Here is a 22720-nt window from a genome sequence, read left to right on the forward strand (position 1 = left end):
TTTTTGCGGAGACTGTACCCATGCGCTCGCTGACGTACCCCCAGCATCTGGCCCGCCAGGCCGTGCTGTTGCTGACCGTGTCTTACCTGACGGGCTGTGCGAGCCCGGCACCCGTAACGCCCACCACGCAGTGCGCACAGGTGAACTACCCGGTGTATGACCCGGCGGAGCCGGTCAACCGTGGCGTGTTTGCATTCAACCGCGCCGTGGACGACTACGCACTGGCTCCTGTGGCTCGCGGCTATCGCTACCTGCCGGATTTTTTCCAGCAGGGTTTGCATAACTTCGCGAGCAACTTCAGCGAGCCAAAGGTGTTTATCAACGACCTGCTGCAAGGCAACCCCCGGCGCTCGGTCAATACCCTGGGGCGTTTCGCAGTGAACACGACGGTGGGCGTGGTAGGGCTGTTCGACGTGTCCGACAGCCTGGGCATCCCGCGCCACACAGCAGACTTCGGCCAGACATTTGGCGTGTGGGGCATGGGCAGCGGCCCCATCGTCGAATTGCCATTGCTGGGCACCAGCAACAGCCGGGACGCTGCGGGGAAGGTCTTGAGCTTCCTGGTTTCGCCACTGGGGGACAGCGACACAGTGCAAACCCTGGGAACCCTCAGCCTGGTCGGCGGTACGGTCGATACACGGGCATCATTGCTGCCGCTCACCGACAGCCTGCAGAAACTGCCGGATTACTACAGCGCGTTGCGTAATGTGGTGGCGGACAATCGTGCGGCGTTTGTGCGGGAGGGCAAGCAAGGCGCTACCTCTCCCGGTCTAGACAGTTGCGCGAACAGCGCCTCGGATGACTTCTGAAAGCGTCAACCCGCCTTAGCCACATCTTGCAGCAGCGCGTTTATAGCTGAGCCGTTTCGTCCTCTATAAGTTTGGCCTCACTTAGCTCCAACAGGCGAAGTAACCCTCTACTCACTAGAAGGAAACATCCATGCTTAGCGCAATTAATCACTCACTGGGCAGCTTTCAATACTCTCCCCTGCAGCAGGATGATGCAGAGCCCCAGCGCAGGAAGCGCAGCATTGACGCAACACATGCGCAACAGAGCGCCGCTGACCTTGAAGGCCCGGCCGCCAATGATCGGTGCCGTAAAACCGGAGGTGGGCTAGACAGCCTCGGTAGAGGCAATTTGCTTTAAACCGCATTAGACGAAGGGCAGTGCACGGCCCTTCGTACTCTCCCTTAACAAAACCATGACATTCACTGGATTAATCTTGCGGGTTCAATCCAGCCTGGAGATCTTGCCTGCATGCCGCTTACCCACACACTGCCCGCCGTACTGGCTGGACCACTGCTGAGACGCCTCGAACCACGGCGCCTGGTGTTGTGGCTGGTGGGGAGTCAAGCACTGGTATTGACCCTGAGGCTCCATCTGCCCTCACGAATCCTGGAGTTCCCCCTTGACCACTGTCAGGTCGTACCGGTGGGGCGCCATGCGTTTATCCACCTGATCGATGTGACACTGGACAACGCACTGCCCCTGGACGTGGAGATCAGCTACGACCTGCTGTTCGACAACACCGGCATCGCCGACTGGGCACCGCACCTGCTGTACGCCAACGCCCAGTTCCCGAGCTTCGTGCTGCACAGTCGCATCCATCAATTGGTTCACGGCTCATGCCGCAAACCCCATCACAGCGCCGACGAGGGTCTGCTGTGTGTCGATCGCCTGTTGGCCGAAGCCCAAACGCCTGCCGACCGCCCGGCGCTGTTGATGATGAGCGGCGACCAAGTCTACGCCGACGATGTAGCCGGGCCGATGCTGCGGGCAATCCATGCATTGATTGCACGCCTGGGTTTGTTCGATGAATACCTGGAGGGCGCTGTGGTAGATGACAGCGCCAGCCTGTATGGACACAGCGCCAGTTACTACCATCGCGCTGACTTGCTGCCGGCGCTGGACAGCAACGAAACCCTGCGCGAACGCTTCTTTGGCGGTGTGAAAAAGCCGATCTTTACCAGCAGCACCGCTGACAATCACCTGGTGACCTTCGCCGAAGTCATCGCAATGTACTTGCTGGTGTGGTCGCCAACACCCTGGACGCTGATCGCGCCTCAACCTCCGCATCTGAACGCAGAACGAAAGCAGCGTTACGCCCGTGAGCAGGTCCAGATAGAGCGATTCCGCGACGGCCTGCCAGGCGTCGCACGGGTCTTTGCGCACCTATCCACCTTGATGATCTTTGATGATCACGACATCACCGATGACTGGAACCTCAGCGCCCAGTGGGAAGAAACCGCCTACGGCCACCCCTTTTCGAAGCGCATCATCGGCAACGCCCTGCTGGCCTACCTATTGTGCCAAGGTTGGGGCAACCAACCGGATGCGTTTGGGGAACTGATCAACCACACCCAAGCGCTCACTGCTCAGCCGCAAGCCAACCACCTTGACGCCACCGCGCAGGATGAACTGCTCGAAACACTGCTGAAATTTCAACGCTGGCACTACGTACTGCCCACCACCCCTGCCTTGGTAGTGCTCGACACCCGCACCCGGCGCTGGCGCAGCGAATTTACGCTCAAGCAACCTTCCGGCCTGCTGGACTGGGAAGCCTTGAGCGAACTGCAACAGGAACTGCTGGACCACCCCTCGGCCATCATCGTCTCACCCGCGCCGATCTTTGGCGTCAAGCTGATCGAGACGGTGCAGAAAGTCTTCAGTTGGTGCGGCCACCCCTTGCTCGTCGATGCGGAAAACTGGATGGCCCATCGTGGCGCCGCCCAGGTGATCCTCAATATCTTCCGCCACTCGCGCACGCCGGGTAACTATGTGATCCTCTCCGGTGACGTGCACTACTCGTTCGTCTACGAAGTGCTGATCCGCCATCGCGACGCCGGTCCCAGGATCTGGCAGATCACCAGCAGCGGTATCAAGAACGAATTCCCACCACGATTACTGGAGTGGTTCGACCGCCTCAACCGCTGGCTCTACTCACCCCGTTCGCCCCTAAATTGGTTTACGCGCCGCCGTACCATGCAGGTGGTGCCACATATTCCTGAGCATGCCGAAGCCGGTGAGCGGCTATGGAATTCGGCGGGGATTGGCCAGGTGTTTTTCAATGAGCGAGGTCAGCCTGAAGCGATTTACCAACACAATGCGGATGGGAAGGTGCCGACGAGGATGGTGGCGCCAAAATAATAGCCTATAGCCATCAATCGTAAGCCGTACATCTGCCCTATTCAAAGCCTCCAGCCCCCGTTGTACATTAGCCCCAGCCACGGAGTATCGGCGACAACCATGGCAGGCTTCAGGTGCCTGCCTACGCAAGGGAATGCGCAGATGAACGATACCTCCGACAATAACCCGTTAAAGCAGGATTTCTCTCACTTCAACGCCGACATGCTGCACACCGTCCTGGAGCTGGTCAGCGACGGGATCTGGGATTGGAACGCCAATACCGGGTTTGTCTACCGCAACCCAGGCTGGTATGAAATGCTCGGCTATCATCGCCATGCACTGGAGAACAGCGTATTCACCTGGGAGAACGTGATCCACCCGGATGACTACCCCCAGGTGATGAAAGTGTTCGACGACTACATCCACCGTCGCGCCCCTCACTACCAGGCCGAGTATCGTTGCCGCAAAAAAGATGACAGCTACCTGTGGATCGAGGACCGCGGCTACGTGATTGCGCGCAATGAGGATGGCTCGGTGGCGCGCATGGTGGGCGCCCACCGCGATATTCATCTAAGGAAATGCTCCGTCGAACAGTTGGAACGGCGCAATCAATCCCTTGAAGCGCTGGTGGCCGAACGCACCCGCGAGCTGTCACGGGTCAATCAACAGTTGCAACTGCAGTTGGATGAAAACCGCGCCTTGGCCGAAAGGGATGCCCTGACTCTGGTCGCCAATCGCTACCGCCTGGAAAAAGTGCTGCTGGAAGAGTGCGACCGCGCCCAGCGCTTTCGCCTGCCGCTGGCGCTGATCGCCATGGACATCGATGATTTCAAGTCGATCAATGATCGATACGGTCACGGTGTGGGCGATCAGACGCTGGTGCAGGTGGTTGAATGCCTGCAAAGCTGTATCCGCCCAGGTGACCTGCTGGCTCGATGGGGTGGCGATGAGTTTGTGCTGATCCTGCCGAAAACCTCGGTGGAAATCGCAAAAACAATGGCGGCGAGTGTGCGTCTGAAGTTGAAGAACAGCCCGCACCGGGACGACTTCAAGGTCACCCTGAGCCTGGGCGTGGCCGAGCGTCAAACGGAGGAACCCCCCGCCGCCTTGATTGCGCGCGCCGATCAGGCGTTGTATCGCGCCAAAGCGGCGGGGAAGGATGGGGTGTCCGAATGACACCCCAGTGTGTCAGCGAACCGGCGGTGCGTACTGGATGCCGCCGTTGTTCCACAGCGCATTAAGCCCGCGCTTGATCTTCAGCACGCTGCCTTGGCCGATGTTGCGCTCGAACACTTCGCCATAGTTACCCACCTGCTTGACGATCTGAACTACCCAATCCTTGCGCAGTTTCAGGTCCTTACCGTATTCGCCGTCCGCCCCCAGCAACCGCGCGACATCCGGGTTCTTGGTGGTCTTGGCCTGCTCTTCGACGTTCTGCGAGGTGATGCCCATTTCCTCGGCGTTGAGCATCGCGAACAGGGTCCATTTGACGATGCTGAACCACTCGTCATCGCCTTTGCGCACCAACGGCCCCAGCGGTTCCTTGGAGATCACTTCCGGCAACACCACGAACTCATCCGGGTGGGCCATCTTGATGCGCTGGGCGTACAGGCCCGACTGGTCGGTGGTCAGCACGTCGCAACGCCCGGCCTCAAGGCCCTTGGCGCTTTCATCAGCGGTATCGAAGGTGATCGGCGTGTATTTCATGCCGTGGGTGCGGAAGTAATCGGACACGTTGAGTTCGGTGGTGGTGCCGGCCTGGATGCACACCGTCGCGCCGTCCAGTTGCTTGGCTGCGGTGACGCCCAGTTTGTTGTTCACCAGGAAGCCAATGCCGTCGTAATAGGTGACGCCGGTGAACACCAGGCCCATGCCCGAGTCGCGGGAACTGGTCCAGGTGGTGTTGCGTGAGATCAGGTCGATTTCACCGGATTGCAGCGCGGTGAAGCGCTCCTTGGCGGTCAACTGGGTGAATTTCACTTTCGACGCATCGCCGAAAACAGCCGCCGCTACCGCGTGGCACACGTCCACATCGATACCGGTCATCTTGCCCTTGCTGTCTGGTACGCCGAAGCCCGGCAGCCCGTCACTGACGCCGCACTGGATAAAGCCTTTTTTCTGGATAGCGTCCAGGGTCGTGCCCGCCTGGGCGGTGCTCGCCAAGCCCAGCACGGCGGTGGCCCCGATGGCGGCCAAAGTAGTTTTGAATGGGTTCATGCAAGGCGCTCCCTGTCATTCCTTATTATTCGGCGCTCCACAGCCCGCGCCGGTTTATAGTGCTGCCAGGCAGTATCAACGGCTTTGCGCCACTGCCACAAACGACCTTTAGGCAAAGGCTCCTTCCGATTTGGAATGAAGTGCATGATTTCAAAACGCTTGACCCCTTCGATGACGGCCCTGCAATGCTTCGAAGCCGCCGCCCGCCATTTGAGTTTCACCCGCGCCGCCGAAGAGCTGCACCTGACCCAGAGTGCGGTGAGCAAGCAGGTGGCACAGTTGGAAGAGATGCTTTGCCACAATCTTTTCGATCGGGTGCGTCAGCGCCTGTACCTGTCGCCGGCGGGCTCGTTGTACCTGGCCGAGGTGCACAAGATCCTCACCCAGGTAGACATCTCCAGCCGCTACATCCTCACCTACGGCGGCGAGACTGAAGTGCTGCGCATCGCCACCCAGCCGACCTTCGGTGACCGTTGGCTGGTGCCCAAGCTCAAGGATTTCGCGGCGAAACATCCGAATATCCATCTGGACGTGCGCAACGAGCTGGAGCCTTTCGACGTGTTGCAGGCCAAGGCCGACATCGCGTTCTTCTTTGGCCAAGGCTCATGGCCGGGGGCGACCTGCATTGAGCTGTTCCGTGAGGCCGTGGTGCCGGTGTGTGCGCCAGGATTCGTCGCTGAAGGCAGCGATGCGTCGTCGCGCCACACCTTGCTGCAATGCACCTCGCGTCCGGAAGCCTGGCACGAATGGTTCCTGGAGCAGGGCCTGCACTCGCAAAACAGCTACCACGGCCCGCGTTTCGACACGTTCTACATGTGCATCCGCGCGGCGCAGTCGGGTTATGGCGTGGCGCTGGTGCCGCAGTATCTGGTGGCGGATGAACTGGCGCAGGGTAGCCTGATGATTCCGTGGGACTACGCGATGCCCAGCAGTGGCGCGCACTTCATCGCCCATGCCGAACATGCCGGCGAGATTCCCAAGGTGAAAGCCTTCCTCAACTGGATGGTGGAGTACGTCGGCACACATCCCGACTTTCAGTCATGACCCGGCGACTTTATTTCGTTTGCGGCAAGGGCGGGTGCCCGGCTTAGATAAAAACAAGCCCGTCACTGCCGAGTCCCCGATTCATGAGCCGCGAAACCATCAGCCAATCGATTTCCATCGTTCACCCCATCAGCCTCAGCCACGGCAAAAACGCTGAGGTCTGGGACACCTCGGGCAAACGCTATATCGATTTTGTCGGCGGCATTGGTGTGCTCAACCTCGGGCATTGCCACCCCGGCGTGGTCGAAGCCATCCGTGACCAGGCGACTAAGTTGACCCACTACGCGTTCAACGCAGCACCTCACGCTCCCTACATCGAGCTGATGAACCGTCTTACCGCGTTTATCCCGGTGGACTACCCCGTCAGCGGCATGCTCACCAACAGCGGCGCGGAGGCGGCGGAAAACGCGCTGAAGATCGTGCGCGGCGCCACCGGTCGCACCGCAGTGATCGCATTTGATGGTGCCTTTCACGGCCGTACCCTGGCCACGCTCAACTTGAATGGCAAGGTCGCCCCCTACAAGCAAAAGGTCGGTGTACTACCCGGCCCGGTGTATCACCTGCCCTACCCCAGTACCGATAACGGCGTGACCTGCGCCGAGGCGCTGAAGGCCATGGACCGCCTGTTCAGCGTGGAAATCGACGTCAACGACGTAGCCTGTTTCATCATTGAGCCGGTGCAGGGCGAAGGGGGGTTCCTCGCGCTGGACATCGAATTCGCCCAGGCGCTGCGACGCTTTTGCGACGCGAACACTATCCTGCTGATTGCCGATGAAATCCAATCAGGCTTTGGCCGTACCGGCGAGCGTTTTGCTTTCTCGCGCCTGGGGATCGAGCCGGACTTGATCCTGCTGGGTAAAAGCATCGCCGGCGGTGTGCCGCTGGGCGCCGTCGTTGGGCGCAAGGCGCTGATGGACAATCTGCCCAAAGGCGGCCTGGGCGGTACCTATTCCGGTAACCCCATCGCCTGTGCGGCAGCATTGGCCACCCTCGACGCCATGACCGATGAACACCTGAAAACCTGGGGTTCACAGCAGCAAGAAGCCATCGTCAGTCGTTATGAGACCTGGCGTGCACAAGGCCTGACACCCTACCTCGGCCGCCTGACCGGCGTCGGTGCCATGCGCGGCATCGAACTGGCCAACGCCGACGGCACACCCGCACCGAAACAGCTGGCCCAGTTGCTCGGCCTGGCGCGGGACGCCGGTTTGTTGCTGATGCCCAGCGGCAAGTCGCGGCATATCATCCGCCTGCTGGCACCGCTGACCATCGAGCCTGCGGTGCTGGAGGAAGGCCTGGATATTCTCGAGGCCTGCCTCAAGCAGTTCGACTAGTAACGCGCATCGACAGGTTTACCGCCGTTCGGCCAGTCCTTGACCTTGTCCGGGAAGTCCGGGCGCGGTTGGCCTGAGAAATACGCCGCCACGTCCACCGCTTCCTGGTCCGACAAACCACCCTGCCCCAACGGGAATTTTTCGTGAAAGCCGATCGGCATGTTGCGTTTGACGAACGCCGCTGCCGTGTAGGTGCGGGCCATGCCGGCACCTATGTTGAACGATTGATCGCCCCACAGCGGCGGGTAGATCAGCTCTCCGTCGGCACGTGCCAGGCCCTGGCCGTTGTCGCCATGGCACACCGCACATTGCTTGGCGTAGACCTGTTTGCCATTGGCCAGGTCCGGCTTGATCGCCGGGTCGACCTTGCCCACGCCGCGCCCGGCCACCTTGTCTTCGGGGCGGGTGTTGTTTTTCATCCAGTCGAAGTAGGCGACCATCGCTTGCATGTCCGCCGATTGCGGCGGCAGGGGTTTGCCATTCATCGAGCGGCGGAAGCAGCCATTGATGCGCTCTTCCAGGGTCACCACCTTGCCCGCCCGCGGCGCATAACTGGGGAAAAACGCAGAGACGCCCACAAACGGCGAGCCGTCCGCCACCGTGCCGGCGTTGAGATGGCAACTGGTGCAATTGAGTGAGTTGCCGACGTTGTTAGGCAGCAACTTCTTGGTTTGCAGGTGCAGGCGCATACCACGAACCACTTGGTCGGCGTTGGGCGCCGCAAGCAACTCGGCCAGACGCGGGGTTTCGAAGGCCGACGAATCGGTGGTGGCCGGGTTGAGTTGGTCGCGCAGTTTCTTCACTTGGGCAGCGCTGATCGGCGTACCTTCGTTGCCCCAACGGGTGCGTACGAAGCTGAGGATCTCGGCGATTTCCTGATCCTTCAAACGGGCGAAACCCGGCATGGTGTAGACCCGTGGATGCGTCGCCGTTTGTGCGGTTTCCCAGCCGGTGAGGGTGATGTGCAGCAGTGACGTCGGGTTGCTGGACGCAATGCTCGGATTGCCGGCCAACGGTGGGAACAGACCTTTCACGCCCGCACCATCGCTGCGATGACAGTCGCTGCAGAACTGCATGTAACCCAGTCCGCCGCGACTGGTGAACAAATCTGCAGGTGGTACGGCAGGGACCTGTGCCACGGACGGCATCGACAAGTCGTCTTTACCAGGCGGTAGGGATTTCAAGTAACTGGCGATAGCCGTCAGGTCGTAGTCGCTGAAGTGCTGGGTGCTGTGGTGAATCACATCGGCCATGTTGCCGGCGACCGTGGCAAAACGGTTCTGTCCGGTCTTGAGCAGTTGCACGGTGTCTTCCACGGTCCACAGGTTGCGCAGGCTCAGGGCACGCCAATGCTCGACGGTTTCACCGGCCAAGTAGTGCTGGCCGCTGGAACCCTCGTCGCTCATGGCTTTTTCCTGGAACGCAATGCCCCGTGGCGTGTGGCAGGAGCCGCAATGGCCCAGCCCCTGGACCAGGTAGGCGCCACGGTTGAGCTGTTCGTCGCGTGACGGATCCGGCTTGAAGGGTTGTTTATCGAGGAAGGCAAAGTTCCACAGTGCCAGCCCCCAGCGCTGGTTGAACGGGAAGCCCATGTCCGCCGCAAGATTGGCCTGCTGCACCGGCTCGACGCCTTGCATCAAATAAGCGAACAAGGCACGCATGTCGGTTTCGCTCATCTTGGCGTAGGACGGGTACGGCATCGCCGGGTACAGGTTCATGCCCGTCGGCGTCACGCCTTCGCGCATGACGCGGTCGAACTGCTCGAAGGTGTAGGCGCCAATCCCTGTCTCACGGTCCGGCGTGATGTTGCTCGAATAGATCGTGCCCATCGGCGTACTCAGCTCCAGGCCGCCGGCCATCACCTTGCCTTGCTTGGCAGTGTGGCAGGCAATGCAGTCGCCCAGTTGCGCGACGTATTTGCCCTGCTCGATCAGCGAAGCGTCGGGAACGTTGGCGTGCAGGGGAAGAGACAGGCAAAGCGTCGCCCCCAGCAAGGCCAGGCGGGAAAGGGAAAGCGCCATCGCATTAGTCCTTTAATAACCTGGCGTGGGGTGGTCCCCTCGGCGCAGGTCAGTGGTCGTTTTTATGGGTTCATCAGGCCTCTGTGTTGTAACGGTTTTGTGGGCGGGGAGTGTTGATGTGGGTCAGGGGCAGATCGCTGGACAAAGGCGTCAGTACTCAACGACTATCCGCCACCTCCCTACTGCACGGACGCACACCATGCTCGACATCCTCCAAGGCACGCCCCTTTGGGTCTATGCCATTTACCTGTGGATTTGCTACTACGGGATCAAGGCCTACCTGGGTGGACGCGAAAATCGTCGCTCGCTGGTGATCCTTCCGGTGGTGCTGGTGGTGTGGTCGTTGATGTCGCTGGCGCCTTCAATCTTGTCGAGCGGCGCCTGGGTCGCCGGCGTGGTGCTGGGCAGCCTGGTGGGGATGGTGCTGTTCAACGCTGAAGGAGCGCGGCTGGATGCCAATGGCGAGACCCTGCTATTGCCGGGCACCTGGAAAACCCTGCTGATCTCGCAACTGTTCTTTGCGGTGAAGTACTACTTCGGTTACCAGCAAGCCGTGCATCCGCTGCTACTGAGCACGCCGACGATGTTGATGGCAGTTGGCGGCGTATCGGGGTTTACCGTAGGTCTGTTTTGCGGACGAGCCGTAAGGTTGCAGCGGGCGCTGACGGCGTTGCGTCGGGATAAGGGCATTGTGTTGCCTTGACCTGACCTCCCTGCCCCCTGAAAATGCCCGACGCTTTTTTGTCCTCGTTTACTGAAGTAGTGAAATTTCAATGTCCGATTCTTACACCGAAAAATCCGCCCCCGAAGAATCCGTAGTCGCCTTGCACGCCAAAGCCGAGTACGAAAACGCCATCAATCTTTCACAGCATGTGCCCGCCGCCAAGATCATCAGCGAAATGGTGCTGGACGCGTTCCACACGTCCAAGGAAAGCGACCAGATCCGCGAACTGCGCGTGGCCATTCGTCAGGCCCATGACGCCTTCGACGACGACAAGGCCTACGACCTGATGGGCCAGCTCAAGCAACTCAAGGACGCCGAAGCCGCCGATAACGCTGCCCTGGAAGACCTGAGCAGCAAGTTTTCGATCAGCCGCATCCTGTCCAGCTTCAAGGACGATCCTGAATTCCAGGAGTTGGTCTACGGCCTGGCGTTGAAAGTGCTGAACCAGAGCCACCAGGCCATCAGCAACCCGAGCGCCGGCAAGAGCAAGGCCTCACGGCCCAAGAAAGAAGCCGAAGTGTTTGTGATCAGTAAGGATGGCATCAGCGTCACCCTGCCGCTGCGCACGCCGCGGTCCAAGCTGAACGTCGACCGTGAGGCGTTCGAGTTCCTGGGTTTCAGCTTCGTGGGTGAAGGGGATGAAGCGGAGTTGGAAGTTGAGAGTTTTGTGGATAACTCCGGCGCCGAGCAGCCGTTGAGCCGCAAGAGCGTGATCACTGCGCTGCAGCAGCAGACTGCGTTTGATGGGTACAGCATCGCGCAGCAGTAACACCGCTAACCCATGTGGGAGCGGGCTGGCTCGCTCCCACAGTTGTTTTGTGTTACTTCAACTGACCTGCGCTGCAAACACCTCGCGAAACCGCGCCATACCCCGTTTGTCCCCCACCGTGACCCGTACCCACTGCGGCCAGCTGTCAAACACCCGACCAATCATCACGCCCTGCGCCGCCAGCTTCTCGATCACCTGCTCCGCCGGTTGCTTCACGTCGATCATAAAGCAGTTGGCCTGTGACGCGGTGCAGGTGAAACCCCGGCTTTTCAACCACGCCACGGTCTCATCACGCAGTTGATTGTTGAGCGCCTTGCGTTGTGGCAACAGCTTTACGTCCTCCAGGCTGGCAAGACCGCCGAGCAAGGTGGTGCCGGCCGGCACGTTGTCGCCGCCAAATACGGCGAGGCGTTCCAGCAACGCCGGATGCCCGACCGCCAAGCCCAGGCGGGCACCGGCCATGCCGTAGATTTTCGAGAACGTGCGCAGCACCAGCAGGTCGTCGTGGTCCTTGACCCAACTGACCACGCTGGGCACGTCGGCGAAGTCGATGTAGGCCTCGTCCACCACCAGCACACTGCCTTTGGGTTTATTCGCCAACGCGTGGCGGATGGCGTCGACGGGCGTAACGGTACCGGTAGGGTTGTTGGGGTTGCACAGGTAAAGCATGCCGGCCTGAGGATCGGCGGCGAGCATGGCCGGGATGTCGTGGGCGTGGTCGGCATCCAGGCTGACCTCCTTCACGGGTGCCTTGTTCGCCTGCGCCGCCTGGCGCGGCACTTCGTAGGATGGCGCGGCCATCACCAGGCCGCGGGTCTCGGTGGTGAACGCCAACACGGCATAGCGCAAGGCTGCCATCGAACCGGCAAAGACCGCGACCTGTTCTTCGGCAATCCCCTGCTGTTGGGCAAACAGTCCCGCCAACGCATACATATGCCCGTAGGGATAAAGCCCAGCGATGGCGATACCTTGCCGCATCGCCTCACGCGCAGCGCTTGAGGGGCCATAGGGGCTTTCGTTGTAATTGAGCCGCACCTTGTCAGGCTTCGCCGGCGGTGGCGTCGCCATGGCCCAATCGAGGCGCCCCAGCAGGGGCAGGGCTGCGCCCAAGGCGAGAAGAGACCGACGACTAACGCTGACCATGTGGCAACTCCTTGTTGGCGAGGGATGGATTCGCACAGCACGTACAGAAGGGTATGACGATAAAAATACCCGGAGATTTAAACCTGCGCCCAAGAAAAAGCCCCGCGCTTCTCTCGAAGGCGGGGCTTTTTCACTGCGGGACCACTCAGTGAGCGTAAGTCAGCAACAGCTCTTTCGGCACTTGGAAATCCAGGGACATCATCACGCTGAGCGCGGTGATGGTGAAGATCGAGAACACGAACAGCTTGCGTGCCCAGACGGTGTCATCCACCGCCTTGTAGCCGGTCCAGGCCATGTACAACCAGTACATGCCCATGGCGGCGGCGACGGCAAGGTAGCTCATGCCGGCGTAGCCACTGAAGGTCAACATCAAGGTCGCCACAAGGAAGGCCAGGATGTACAGCAGGATGTGTTTCTTGGCGACCTGAATGCCACGTTTAACCGGAAGAACCGGAATCGACGCAGCCAGGTAGTCATTGAAGCGGAAAATCGCGATGGCGTAGGAATGCGGCATCTGCCACAGGCTGAACATCACCAGTAGCGTCAGCGCGGCCATGTCGAAGCTATTGGTTACAGCCACATAACCAATCACCGGCGGCATCGCTCCCGACAGACTGCCCACCAGCGTGCCGTGAACCGACTTGCGCTTGAGGTACAGGCTGTAGAGGCCGACGTAGATGACAAACCCGATCACGGCAAACAGCGCCGCCAGCGGGTTGGCCACCTTGTACAACAACGCCACGCCGGCAACACCTAGGACGGTCGCGTAGATCAGTGCCAGCTTCAGGGAGATAAGGCCCTGGACCAGCACGCGATTCTTGGTGCGCTCCATCTTGATATCGATGTCACGGTCGATGCAGTTGTTGAACACGCAACCGGAAGCTACCACCAGGGATGTGCCGATCATTGCAGCCAGGAAGATGGCCAGATCGACATGTCCCTTGGAGGCCAGGAAGAAACCGCCCGCCACAGAAAGCACGTTACCGAAAATGATCCCCGGTTTGGTGATTTGGATAAAGTGCTTAAGCGACATCGGGTCTTACCTCACTTCGCCATCATGAACGTATGGATGCTGAACATGATCCATATCGACAGGCCAACCAGCAGTACGATTACGATCCCTGCGAACACGAACGCAACCACGTTGTCGCGCTGCTCTTTGGAACGGTCCAGGTGCAGGAAGTACACCAGGTGCACCAGTACCTGAATCACCGCGAATGCCAGCACGATCATCAACGTGATCGACTTCGGCAGGGTCGGGTACATCACCAGACCGAACGGGATGAGCGTCAGGATTACCGACAGGATGAAGCCGATGGCGTACGACTTAACGCTGCCGTGGCTCGCATCATGGCTGTCATGGTCATGGGAGTGTGCATTAGCCATTACAGAGTCCCCATCAGGTAAACAACGGTGAAGACGCAGATCCAGACCACGTCCAGGAAGTGCCAGAACAGGCTCAGGCAGGTCAGGCGAGTCTTGTTGGTGTTGGTCAGGCCGTGCTTATTGACCTGATACATCATCACCGCCATCCACAGCAGGCCGGCAGACACGTGCAGACCGTGGGTACCTACCAGCGTGAAGAACGCGGACAGGAAGCCGGAACGGTGCGGGCCGTAGCCTTCGGAGATCAGCAGGTGGAACTCGTTGATCTCCATGCCGATGAAGCCCAGGCCGAACAGGAAGGTCAGTCCCAACCAGCTCAGTACGCCTTTCTTGTTGCCCTTGTAGAAGGCCAACATGGCGAAGCCGTAGGTGATCGAACTGAACAACAGCAAGGCGGTTTCGCCGAGCACGTAAGGCAGTTCGAAGATGTCGTGGCCCGACGGGCCACCCGCTACGTTGTTTACCAGTACCGCGTACACCGCGAAGATCGACGCAAACAAAATGCAGTCGGTCATCAGGTAGAGCCAGAAACCGAAAACGGTCATCGGCCCCGAGTCGTGGTGATGGTCATCGTGCCCATGGTCATCGACATGGGCGTGTCCAGCATTGGTCACTAAGTTCGACATGGTTTAAGCCTGTTCCAACGAGGTTTCTACACGGTTGGCCGGGATTTTCTTCTCGGCGACCAGGCGAGCGTGTTGCTCGGCTTCGATGCGTTCGATCGTCTCGACCGGCACCATGTAGCCTTGATCATCACGTGCAGCGTGGACAATGAAGTAGCCGATGGTGCCCACCAGGCTCGCGATTGCCAGCCACCAGATGTGCCAGATCATCGCGAAGCCGAACACGGTCAACAGCGCGCCCATCACCACGCCAGTGGCGGTGTTGTTTGGCATGTGGATCGGTTCGTAGTGCTTAGGACGCTGGTACGCAGTACCGTCTTCCTTGGCTTCGGTGAACGCATCAATGGTGTTCGCAGTCGGGATCACGGCGAAGTTGTAGAACGGCGGTGGCGACGAAGTCGACCATTCCAGGGTGTGGCCATTCCATGGGTCACCGGAGTCGCAAGCGTTCTGCTTACGGTCACGGACACTCACGTACAGCTGGATCAGCTGGCAAGCGATACCCACGGCGATCATCACCGCACCGAACATGGCGACGTACAGGTACGGCACCCACTCAGGGTTGGTAGTAGCGTTCAGGCGACGGGTCATGCCCATGAAGCCCAGTGCATAGAGCGGCATGAACGCGACGAAGAAGCCCGAGATCCAGAACCAGAATGCAGCCTTGCCCCAGCCTTCGTGCAGCTTGAAGCCGAACGCTTTCGGGAAGTAGAAGCTGAAACCAGCGATGTAACCGAATACCGCGCCGCCGATGATCACGTTGTGGAAGTGAGCGATCACGAACAGGCTGTTGTGCAGCACGAAGTCAGCACCCGGGATGGCCAGCAATACGCCGGTCATGCCGCCGATGGCGAAGGTCACCATGAAGCCCAGGGTCCACAGGACCTGGCTGGTCATGCGCAAACGACCGTGGTAGATGGTGAACAACCAGTTGAATAGCTTCACCCCCGTCGGGATGGAAATCAGCATCGTCGCCAGGCCGAAGAAGGCGTTGACGCTGGCCCCCGAACCCATGGTGAAGAAGTGGTGCAGCCACACCATGAAGCCCAGTACGGAGATTGCGCCCGATGCGTAAACCATCGAGTGGTGACCGAACAGGCGCTTGCCGGTAAAGGTCGAGATCACTTCGGAGAAGATACCGAACGCTGGCAGGATCAGGATGTACACCTCAGGGTGACCCCATGCCCAGAACAGGTTCACGTACATCATTGGATTGCCACCAAGTTCGTTGGTGAAAATGTGGAAATCCAGGTAACGGTCAAGCGACAGCAGCGCCATGGTAGCGGCCAGAATCGGGAACGAAGCCACGATCAGGACGTTGGCCCAGGTGCAGGTCCAGGTGAAGATCGGCATGTCCATCAGTTTCATGCCAGGGGCGCGCATTTTCAGGACGGTGGCCAGGAAGTTGACCCCCGTCAATGTCGTCCCGAGTCCTGATAACTGTAGGGCCCAGATGTAGTAGTCCACACCCACGCCAGGGCTGTATTGCAGGCCCGACAATGGCGGATACGCAACCCAACCGGTCTTGGCGAATTCGCCGACGCCCAGGGACACGTTGATCAGCACCACGCCGGAAACCAGCAGCCAGAAGCTCAGGGAGTTCAGGAACGGGTAGGCAACGTCACGGGCGCCAATCTGCAGCGGCAAGGCAAGGTTCATCAGGCCGGTGAAGAATGGCATCGCCATGAAGATGATCATGATCACACCGTGAGCGGTGAAGATCTGGTCATAGTGTTCAGGTGGCAGGTAGCCAGGCGAACCCTCGGTGGCCATGGCCAACTGGGTACGCATCATGATGGCGTCGGCAAAACCACGCAGCAGCATGACCATGGCAACGATGACGTACATGACGCCGATTTTCTTGTGGTCGACCGAAGTCAGCCACTCGGTCCACAGGTAGGTCCACTTCTTGAAGTACGTGATACCTGCAAACAGTGCCAGACCACCCAGCGCGATCATGGCGATAGTCACCATTACGATCGGCTCGTGGAACGGGACCGCATCCCAACTTAATTTACCAAACATCGTTTACTCCTCTGCCCCAGCAGTTGAATGCGAGCCCGTGTCAGAACCTTCAACCGCGGCCACTTCTTTCTTCTCGTGCTTGACCGGCTTGCCTGGCTTCATACCTTCGTACTTGTCGACGATTTTCTGAAACAGGTCCGGCTCATACGCGGAGTACAGAGCGACGGGGTTGTTCTGGCTTGGTTTGGTCAGGGCGTCGTATTCAGCTTGATCAAGCTGTTTAGGTGCGGCCTTGACTTCGGCTACCCAGGCGTTGAAACCTTCCTGGCTCGTCGAGATCGCTTTGAATTTCATGCCGGTGAAGCCAGCGCCGCTGTAGTTTGCGGAGATGCCTTCCATTTCAGCTTTTTCGTTGGCGATCAGGTGCAGGCGAGTCTGCATGCCTGCCATCGCGTAGATCTGGCCGCCCAGGGCTGGGATGAAGAACGAGTTCATCACGGCGTCGGAGGTGATCCGGAAGTTAAGCGGAGTGTTCTCCGGGAACTGGATTTCGTTAACGGTGGCGATACCCAGGTCCGGGTAGATGAACAGCCACTTCCAGTCCAGCGCGACCACTTCGATGTTGATCGGCTTGACGTCAGATTCCAGCGGACGGTACGGGTCCAGCTCATGGGTCGACTTATAGGTGATGTAACCCAGGGCGATGATGATGAGGATTGGCACCAGCCACACTGCGACTTCAATCTTGGTGGAGTGCGACCACTTCGGCGCGTAGGTCGCGCTGGTGTTCGACGCGCGGTATTTCCAGGCGAAGGCGAAGGTCATGATGATCACAGGCACCACAACCAACAACATCAGCAGGGTGGCGGTGATGATCAGGTTTCGTTGATCCAGACCGATCTGTCCTTTTGGGTCCATCAAGGTCCACTTGCAGCCTCCCAGCATTAACATCATGCCAAGCAGCGGCAAAAAGCCTAGTAATCGGGGGTACCTGTTTTTACTCATCTCACGACCTCTAAAGCAGCTTGCGCAATGCAGTTGGGTTTTGATCGCCAACACTTCACCCTGCCAAGGGTTGGCATTTCTCTTCGATTGAATAAGAGCCTGCCCATCACGCCATTAGGTGGCGTTTCACGGACCTGCGGTGAGTTCTTATTCGATTTCGTGGTTAAAGGCCTTGTTACAGACCAATTCCATTTGGTGCGGATAGTTGAAAGGCTGTCGGAACCTTGGGGTCGCACAGAGCCGTCCATCTGCCCCTCGACCGCTCCAGTGCTCAAATATTGAACAGCACCGGACATTCAGTGCGGGCGATTGTAGTTAGCTAGCGATGTATAAACCATGTCTTATAAAGAAATAATTTTTATCGATTACAGCAATAATCCTTCACCAATATTGCAAAGGTTCGCGATCTTATCGCGTTCGATTCTCAACAAAAACCACAAAAATTGCCGTGTTATAGGGTAATCCGTTGCAGTCCTTACGCGCTGTAAGGGCATGCCAAACCGATGCAAGCCCCCATAAAACAAGGCATTCGGACATCACCCAATTGCTGGCGCGGCGCGAGGTTCGTGGCCTCGCCGGAACCACGAACTGACAGCACATCTTGGCCGTTTTATGCAAATTTAAGCGGCCGTTTGGCGAGTCAGAAACGTCCTGCGGCAGCTTCCGTGTGACAACATGTCGCACACTGCGCGCACCCAAGATTGTCCCGCGTCACGTTCTATTCACAAATCCCTACAAACAAAAACGCCCCGGTCTTCCTTCAAGAAGGACCGGAGCGTTTCAGGGATGGGCTCAGGCTTTGCGCTGGCGATTCCGGTAAATGCCCAACGGCACCAGGATCACGGTCAGTACGAACGCGACCAGCGCCCACTGCGCCAGGGACAGACCCAGCACGGGTGGATACGGGGTGCTGCAGAAGCCATCGACCTGGAACCCCAGGGGGAACACTTTGGCCAGTGGCAGGTCATCGACGATCGGTTGCAGCACATCAATGCCGCAACTGACCTGGGGGAAGAACTGGGTGTACACGTGGTGACCGGCTGCGGCCACACCGCCGAGGGCGCTGAGTATCACCAGCCCTTCGAAAAACGTGAGCGCCCCTTTGGTGCGCATGGCCGCACCGATGAACGCGAAGATCGCGATCAACAGCAAGGCGTAGCGTTGCAGGATGCACAGCGGGCACGGCGCCTCGCCGAGTACCACCTGCATATAAAGCGCACCGCCGATCAGCGCCAGGCAGATGATGCCCAGCAACACCAGAAAGCGCCGCTCCCTGCCTAAACGCAATTCGTCACTCATTTCCGGTTCCCTTTGTTTGGTTGTGCCAATGGCCGCAAGTTTACACACAGGGAGTGGTTTAAACAGAGGGGGGTTAACGGGGGATTAATGCGCCTTTCTGTAGGAGCGAGCTTGCTCGCGAAAAACGCCAGCGCGCCGTATTCATTCTGGACGGGCGCGTTTTCGTTGGCGATCTTCGCGAGCAAGCTCGCCCCTACAGGGGGCTGGAGTTATTCCAGCGCCGCAGCCGGACCGAAGAATTCGTAGCGGCTTTGCTTCTCTGGCACGCCCAAGGCCTTGAGGTGACGCTTGATCGCGCCCATGAAGCCTTTAGGGCCAAGGAAGTAGGCATCGATATCGCGCTGCTCCGGCAACCACGCCGCAAGCTGTTCCTGGCTGAGCAAACCCACCTTGTCCGCCGCCGGGCTCACACCATCATCCTCGGCGTAGCAATAGAAGCGCTTGAGCTGTGGGTGCTTGGCCGCCAGGGCATCGACCCAATCACGGAACGCATGCACCCCGCCGTTACGCGCGCAGTGGATGAAGTGCACCGGGCGCTGGGTAGCCAGGGCGGCTTCGAGCATCGGCAAGGTCGGCGTGATGCCCACTCCACCGCTGATCAGCACCAGCGGTTTGTCGCTGGCTGCCAGGGTGAACTCCCCCGAAGGCGGAAACAGGTCAATAGTCGCACCGACGTGCAATTGGTCGTGCAGGTAGTTGGACACCCGCCCGCCGGCTTCGCGCTTGACGCTGATGCGGTACAGGCCCGAGTCGGTCAGGGCCGACAGCGAATAGTTGCGGCGCACTTCTTCGCCATCCAGCACCAGTTTCATGCCGATGTATTGGCCCGGTGCAGCGGCAAGAATCGGACCGTTGTCCACCGGGGCAAAGTAGAAGGAGATAATCTCGTCACTCTCCACCACGCGCTTAACGATGATGAACGGCCGCGCCCCCCGCCAGCCACCCGGCGCCTGCGCTTTCTCTTCATAGATCGCCGCCTCGGCGCCGATCAGGATATCCGCCAGTTGGCCATAGGCCGCGCCCCAGGCGTTCATCACCTCGGGCGTCGCAATCTCGCTGCCCAGCACTTCGGAAATCGCGCGCAGCAGGCAGGCGCCGACGATCGGGTAATGCTCCGGCAGGATCTGCAGGGCCACATGCTTGTTGATGATCTTGGCCACCAGGTCGCCCAGTTGGTCCAACTGGTCGATATGCCGCGCGTACATCAACACCCCGTTGGCCAGGGCGCGGGGCTGGTCGCCGGTGGCCTGGTGGGCCTGGTTGAATAGCGGGCGAACTTCCGGGTACTCGGAAAGCATCATGCGGTAAAAATGGGTGATCAGCGCTTCGCCGCCGCTTTCCAGCAGGGGCACGGTGGATTTGACGATGGCACGGTCTTGGGCACTAAGCATGGGAGCCTCCTGGGCTTCTTTACTGATTGTCTTTACCTAATCAGTATTCGTGCCAACTAATAAAGCGTTAAATTTCAATAACTTATTTAATACGTAGTCAATACGACTTCCTACGAAGTATAGTCATAAGGACTACAAGGAGTCATTATGACTGCGCAATCGCTGCTCACCACCCTGCTGCCCCTGGTCGCCGACCTGTCGCGTGAACTACCCGAGGGCGAGCGTTATCGCCGTCTGCTACAAGCCATGCGCGCCCTGCTGCCCTGTGACGCCGCCGCGCTGTTGCGCCTGGACGGCGAATGGTTGGTGCCGTTGGCCGTCGACGGCTTGAGCGCCGACACCCTGGGTCGGCGCTTCAAAGTCAGCGAACACCCGCGTTTTGCCGTGTTGCTGAGCAGCCCCGGCCCTACTCGTTTCGACAGTGACAGCGAATTGCCCGACCCCTATGACGGATTGGTGGATGGCCTTCACGGGCACCTGGAAGTTCATGACTGCATGGGTTGCCCGCTGTTCGTCGACGATCAGCCTTGGGGCCTGCTGACCCTGGACGCCCTCGACACCGAGCGCTTCGAGCGCGTGGAACTGGACGCCCTGCAAGCCTTCGCCAGCCTCGCCGCCGCCACCGTCAACGTGGCCGAACGTATCGAACGCCTGACCCTGCGCGCCGAAATCTACCGCGAGGCCAGCGGCCAGCAGCACAAGGAGATGATCGGCCAGAGCAAACCCCACAAGCGCTTGGTAGAAGAAATCAAGCTGGTGGGCGGCAGTGACCTCACCGTGCTGATCACCGGCGAAACCGGGGTAGGCAAGGAATTGGTGGCCCAGGCCATCCACGCCGCTTCGACGCGCGCGGATAAACCGCTGATCAGCCTCAACTGCGCCGCCCTGCCGGAAACCCTGGTGGAAAGCGAACTGTTCGGCCATGTACGCGGGGCCTTTACCGGCGCGTTGAACGAGCGTCGCGGCAAGTTCGAACTGGCCAACGGCGGCACGCTGTTCCTCGACGAAGTGGGTGAATTGTCACTGACCGTGCAGGCCAAGCTGCTGCGGGTGCTGCAAAGCGGCCAGTTGCAGCGCCTGGGCTCGGACAAGGAACACCAGGTGGACGTGCGCCTGATCGCCGCCACCAACCGCGACCTCGCTGACGAAGTACGCAATGGCCGCTACCGCGCCGACTTCTATCACCGCCTCAGCGTCTACCCGCTGCAAGTGCCGGCGTTGCGTGAACGCGGGCGCGATGTGTTGCTACTGGCCGGTTTCTTCCTGGAACAGAACCGCTCACGCATGGGCCTGGGCAGCCTGCGCCTGACCAGCGACGCCCAGGCGGCGCTGCTGGCCTATAACTGGCCAGGCAATGTGCGGGAGCTGGAACATTTGATCGGACGCAGCGCGCTGAAAGCCTTGGGTAACTGTCGCGAACGTCCGAAGATTCTCAGCTTGAATGCCCAGGACCTGGACCTGCCCGATGTCAGTGCGCCGGTGATCGACGAACCGGTCGATGCGGTGCCCAGCGTGACCGGCGACCTGCGCCAGGCCACCGAACACTATCAACGCCAGGTCATCAGCGCCTGCCTGGAGCGCCACCAGCACAACTGGGCCAGCGCAGCCCGTGAACTCGGGCTGGACCGCGCCAACCTCGGACGGATGGCCAAGCGCCTAGGGCTGAAGTAAGGCTTTCTCGGTGGGGACAGGGGCGGGTTTGGGCTTACGAAAAACCAACACATTGCCCAGCATCACCAGCACCAACCCCGCCAACGCCGGCGCGGTCCATTGGTAGCCCTCGGCAAACGCCGACACATTCAACGCCACGACCGGGAACAGCACAGTGCAATACGCCGCGCGCTCCGGCCCCATGCGCCCGACCAGGGTCAGGTAGGCGGTAAAGCCGATCACCGAACCAGGGATCACCAGGTACCACAGGGCGCCGATGTAGCGCGCGCTCCAGTCCATCTCAAACGGAATCCCGCGCACCACACAGTAGGTCGCCAGCATCAACGAACCATACAACATGCCCCAGGCATTGGTCGTCAGCGGCCTCAGGCCGGCCTTCTGTTGCAGACTCGAGAGCATATTGCCCGCCGAGAAACACATGGTCCCCAACAGTGCCAATCCCAAGCCAAGCAAGGTCTGCGGGCTGGCGGTATGCCCCACCAGCTCCGGCCAGAACAACAAGCCCAAGCCCAGCAAACCCAACCCGCCGCCCATCAACACGTTACGCGCCACCCGCTGGCCGAAAAACACCCGTGCGTTCAGCGCATTCCACAGCGTGGCCGTAGAAAACACCACCGCCACCAACCCGCTGGGAATCCATTGGCTGGCCGTCAGGAAACACATGAAGTTCACGCAAAACAGGCACAGCCCCTGGGCCAGGCAGATCAAATGCCCGCGTCGGCTCATCACCTGCAGCTTGCGGCTCAGCAACAACAGCGCAAACAACACCAGCGCCGCCAAGCCGAAGCGATAGACGATGGACACCGGAATCGCCACCACGCCCAGTTGCCATTTGAGGGCGATCCAAGTGGTGCCCCAGATCAGCACGGTGAGTAAATACAGGGAAAGGTTCATAGCGGGCTCCATCGATTGAGCCACAGTGTGGCCCGCGATTCATGGCGCGCTCTTGCACAATCTTGCGCTTTTGTCGGACGGTGGGCGCACAGCACTCACCGCGCGGAG

General features: G+C 59.7%; 19 protein-coding genes. 8 read left to right on the forward strand and 11 right to left on the reverse strand.

Annotated features, from left to right (window positions below):
- Positions 1 to 20: 20 nt before the first annotated feature.
- The 3 genes from HX793_RS19975 (at position 21) to HX793_RS19985 (ending at position 4302) form a co-directional block, all read left to right on the forward strand.
- Entirely contained in the window at positions 21 to 809 is a 789-nt protein-coding gene (locus HX793_RS19975; protein WP_177059936.1) for an MlaA family lipoprotein, read from the forward strand.
- A 448-nt stretch (positions 810 to 1257) separates the two neighbouring features.
- A complete protein-coding gene (locus HX793_RS19980; RefSeq protein ID WP_177052262.1) occupies positions 1258 to 3147 on the forward strand; it encodes an alkaline phosphatase D family protein in 1890 nt (629 codons plus the stop codon).
- A gap of 141 nt (positions 3148 to 3288) precedes the next feature.
- A complete protein-coding gene (locus HX793_RS19985; RefSeq protein ID WP_177059934.1) occupies positions 3289 to 4302 on the forward strand; it encodes a sensor domain-containing diguanylate cyclase in 1014 nt (337 codons plus the stop codon).
- Positions 4303 to 4314: 12 nt separating this feature from the next.
- Here HX793_RS19985 and HX793_RS19990 read toward each other — a convergent pair whose 3' ends face one another.
- Positions 4315 to 5343 carry an amino acid ABC transporter substrate-binding protein gene (locus HX793_RS19990; RefSeq protein WP_033896227.1) on the reverse strand — a complete coding sequence of 343 codons (1029 nt, stop codon included), beginning with the start codon at positions 5341 to 5343 and terminating at the stop codon, positions 4315 to 4317.
- Positions 5344 to 5487: 144 nt separating this feature from the next.
- On the opposite strand from HX793_RS19990, the gene HX793_RS19995 reads away from it, so the two are divergent.
- A complete protein-coding gene (locus HX793_RS19995) occupies positions 5488 to 6387 on the forward strand; it encodes a LysR substrate-binding domain-containing protein (protein WP_177052264.1) in 900 nt (299 codons plus the stop codon).
- 83 nt (positions 6388 to 6470) lie between these two features.
- Positions 6471 to 7721 carry a 2-aminoadipate transaminase gene (locus HX793_RS20000; RefSeq protein WP_177096888.1) on the forward strand — a complete coding sequence of 417 codons (1251 nt, stop codon included), beginning with the start codon at positions 6471 to 6473 and terminating at the stop codon, positions 7719 to 7721.
- Here HX793_RS20000 and HX793_RS20005 read toward each other — a convergent pair.
- The gene (locus tag HX793_RS20005; protein WP_177096886.1) at positions 7718 to 9742 is read right to left on the reverse strand and encodes a c-type cytochrome; all 2025 of its coding nucleotides are present in this window, start codon (positions 9740 to 9742) and stop codon (positions 7718 to 7720) included. The two genes, HX793_RS20000 and HX793_RS20005, sit on opposite strands and share 4 nt — an antisense overlap.
- Positions 9743 to 9806: 64 nt before the next feature.
- Between HX793_RS20005 and HX793_RS20010 the strand changes: the two genes are divergently transcribed.
- Both HX793_RS20010 and HX793_RS20015 read left to right on the forward strand, forming a co-directional pair.
- The gene (locus HX793_RS20010; RefSeq protein WP_306790384.1) at positions 9807 to 10445 is read left to right on the forward strand and encodes a DUF6622 family protein; all 639 of its coding nucleotides are present in this window, start codon (positions 9807 to 9809) and stop codon (positions 10443 to 10445) included.
- A gap of 70 nt (positions 10446 to 10515) precedes the next feature.
- Positions 10516 to 11235: a hypothetical protein gene (locus HX793_RS20015; RefSeq protein WP_177096882.1), complete on the forward strand. Its 720-nt coding sequence runs from the start codon at positions 10516 to 10518 to the stop codon at positions 11233 to 11235.
- A gap of 57 nt (positions 11236 to 11292) precedes the next feature.
- Here the strand turns inward: HX793_RS20015 and ptaA are convergent, their stop codons facing one another.
- From ptaA to hmpA, 8 genes are all read right to left on the reverse strand, one after another.
- A complete protein-coding gene (gene ptaA, locus HX793_RS20020; protein WP_177052269.1) occupies positions 11293 to 12378 on the reverse strand; it encodes a pyoverdine biosynthesis transaminase PtaA in 1086 nt (361 codons plus the stop codon).
- Positions 12379 to 12523: 145 nt separating this feature from the next.
- Positions 12524 to 13411 carry a heme o synthase gene (gene cyoE / locus HX793_RS20025; RefSeq protein WP_003194050.1) on the reverse strand — a complete coding sequence of 296 codons (888 nt, stop codon included), beginning with the start codon at positions 13409 to 13411 and terminating at the stop codon, positions 12524 to 12526.
- 11 nt (positions 13412 to 13422) lie between these two features.
- Positions 13423 to 13764 carry a cytochrome o ubiquinol oxidase subunit IV gene (cyoD, locus tag HX793_RS20030; RefSeq protein WP_016979640.1) on the reverse strand — a complete coding sequence of 114 codons (342 nt, stop codon included), beginning with the start codon at positions 13762 to 13764 and terminating at the stop codon, positions 13423 to 13425.
- Positions 13764 to 14390: a cytochrome o ubiquinol oxidase subunit III gene (locus HX793_RS20035; RefSeq protein WP_016979641.1), complete on the reverse strand. Its 627-nt coding sequence runs from the start codon at positions 14388 to 14390 to the stop codon at positions 13764 to 13766. The genes cyoD and HX793_RS20035 overlap by 1 nt, the downstream gene beginning before the upstream one ends.
- A 3-nt stretch (positions 14391 to 14393) precedes the next feature.
- Positions 14394 to 16412, reverse strand: coding sequence for a cytochrome o ubiquinol oxidase subunit I (gene cyoB / locus HX793_RS20040; protein WP_016979642.1), 2019 nt, complete (start codon positions 16410 to 16412; stop codon positions 14394 to 14396).
- 3 nt (positions 16413 to 16415) lie between these two features.
- Positions 16416 to 17357 (reverse strand): ubiquinol oxidase subunit II, encoded by a 942-nt coding sequence (gene cyoA / locus HX793_RS20045; RefSeq protein ID WP_026000009.1) that lies wholly within the window; start codon positions 17355 to 17357, stop codon positions 16416 to 16418.
- Between the two features lie 792 nt (positions 17358 to 18149).
- On the reverse strand, positions 18150 to 18656 hold the full coding sequence (locus tag HX793_RS20050) for a disulfide bond formation protein B (protein WP_010206438.1): 507 nt from the start codon (positions 18654 to 18656) through the stop codon (positions 18150 to 18152).
- Positions 18657 to 18865: 209 nt separating this feature from the next.
- Positions 18866 to 20047, reverse strand: coding sequence for an NO-inducible flavohemoprotein (gene hmpA / locus HX793_RS20055; protein WP_177096880.1), 1182 nt, complete (start codon positions 20045 to 20047; stop codon positions 18866 to 18868).
- 147 nt (positions 20048 to 20194) lie between these two features.
- Here hmpA and norR point away from each other — a divergent pair, with 147 nt between their 5' ends.
- Positions 20195 to 21718 carry a nitric oxide reductase transcriptional regulator NorR gene (norR, locus tag HX793_RS20060; RefSeq protein ID WP_016976161.1) on the forward strand — a complete coding sequence of 508 codons (1524 nt, stop codon included), beginning with the start codon at positions 20195 to 20197 and terminating at the stop codon, positions 21716 to 21718.
- Here the strand turns inward: norR and HX793_RS20065 are convergent.
- Positions 21704 to 22612, reverse strand: coding sequence for a DMT family transporter (locus HX793_RS20065; protein ID WP_177052272.1), 909 nt, complete (start codon positions 22610 to 22612; stop codon positions 21704 to 21706). The two genes, norR and HX793_RS20065, sit on opposite strands and share 15 nt — an antisense overlap.
- Between the last annotated feature and the right edge of the window lie 108 nt (positions 22613 to 22720).

Source organism: Pseudomonas reactans (assembly GCF_013387025.1).
GTDB classification, from domain to species: Bacteria; Pseudomonadota; Gammaproteobacteria; order Pseudomonadales; family Pseudomonadaceae; genus Aquipseudomonas; species Aquipseudomonas reactans.

Bases quoted from the DNA above. Each gene is read 5' to 3' on its own strand.
- HX793_RS19975 (WP_177059936.1), top strand. From the start codon at position 21: ATGCGCTCGCTGACGTACCCCCAGCATCTGGCCCGCCAGGCCGTGCTG.
- HX793_RS19980 (WP_177052262.1), top strand. From the start codon at position 1,258: ATGCCGCTTACCCACACACTGCCCGCCGTACTGGCTGGACCACTGCTG.
- HX793_RS19985 (WP_177059934.1), top strand. From the start codon at position 3,289: ATGAACGATACCTCCGACAATAACCCGTTAAAGCAGGATTTCTCTCAC.
- HX793_RS19990 (WP_033896227.1), bottom strand. From the start codon at position 5,343: ATGAACCCATTCAAAACTACTTTGGCCGCCATCGGGGCCACCGCCGTG.
- HX793_RS19995 (WP_177052264.1), top strand. From the start codon at position 5,488: ATGATTTCAAAACGCTTGACCCCTTCGATGACGGCCCTGCAATGCTTC.
- HX793_RS20000 (WP_177096888.1), top strand. From the start codon at position 6,471: ATGAGCCGCGAAACCATCAGCCAATCGATTTCCATCGTTCACCCCATC.
- HX793_RS20005 (WP_177096886.1), bottom strand. From the start codon at position 9,742: ATGGCGCTTTCCCTTTCCCGCCTGGCCTTGCTGGGGGCGACGCTTTGC.
- HX793_RS20010 (WP_306790384.1), top strand. From the start codon at position 9,807: ATGGGTTCATCAGGCCTCTGTGTTGTAACGGTTTTGTGGGCGGGGAGT.
- HX793_RS20015 (WP_177096882.1), top strand. From the start codon at position 10,516: ATGTCCGATTCTTACACCGAAAAATCCGCCCCCGAAGAATCCGTAGTC.
- ptaA (WP_177052269.1), bottom strand. From the start codon at position 12,378: ATGGTCAGCGTTAGTCGTCGGTCTCTTCTCGCCTTGGGCGCAGCCCTG.
- cyoE (WP_003194050.1), bottom strand. From the start codon at position 13,411: ATGTCGCTTAAGCACTTTATCCAAATCACCAAACCGGGGATCATTTTC.
- cyoD (WP_016979640.1), bottom strand. From the start codon at position 13,764: ATGGCTAATGCACACTCCCATGACCATGACAGCCATGATGCGAGCCAC.
- HX793_RS20035 (WP_016979641.1), bottom strand. From the start codon at position 14,390: ATGTCGAACTTAGTGACCAATGCTGGACACGCCCATGTCGATGACCAT.
- cyoB (WP_016979642.1), bottom strand. From the start codon at position 16,412: ATGTTTGGTAAATTAAGTTGGGATGCGGTCCCGTTCCACGAGCCGATC.
- cyoA (WP_026000009.1), bottom strand. From the start codon at position 17,357: ATGAGTAAAAACAGGTACCCCCGATTACTAGGCTTTTTGCCGCTGCTT.
- HX793_RS20050 (WP_010206438.1), bottom strand. From the start codon at position 18,656: ATGAGTGACGAATTGCGTTTAGGCAGGGAGCGGCGCTTTCTGGTGTTG.
- hmpA (WP_177096880.1), bottom strand. From the start codon at position 20,047: ATGCTTAGTGCCCAAGACCGTGCCATCGTCAAATCCACCGTGCCCCTG.
- norR (WP_016976161.1), top strand. From the start codon at position 20,195: ATGACTGCGCAATCGCTGCTCACCACCCTGCTGCCCCTGGTCGCCGAC.
- HX793_RS20065 (WP_177052272.1), bottom strand. From the start codon at position 22,612: ATGAACCTTTCCCTGTATTTACTCACCGTGCTGATCTGGGGCACCACT.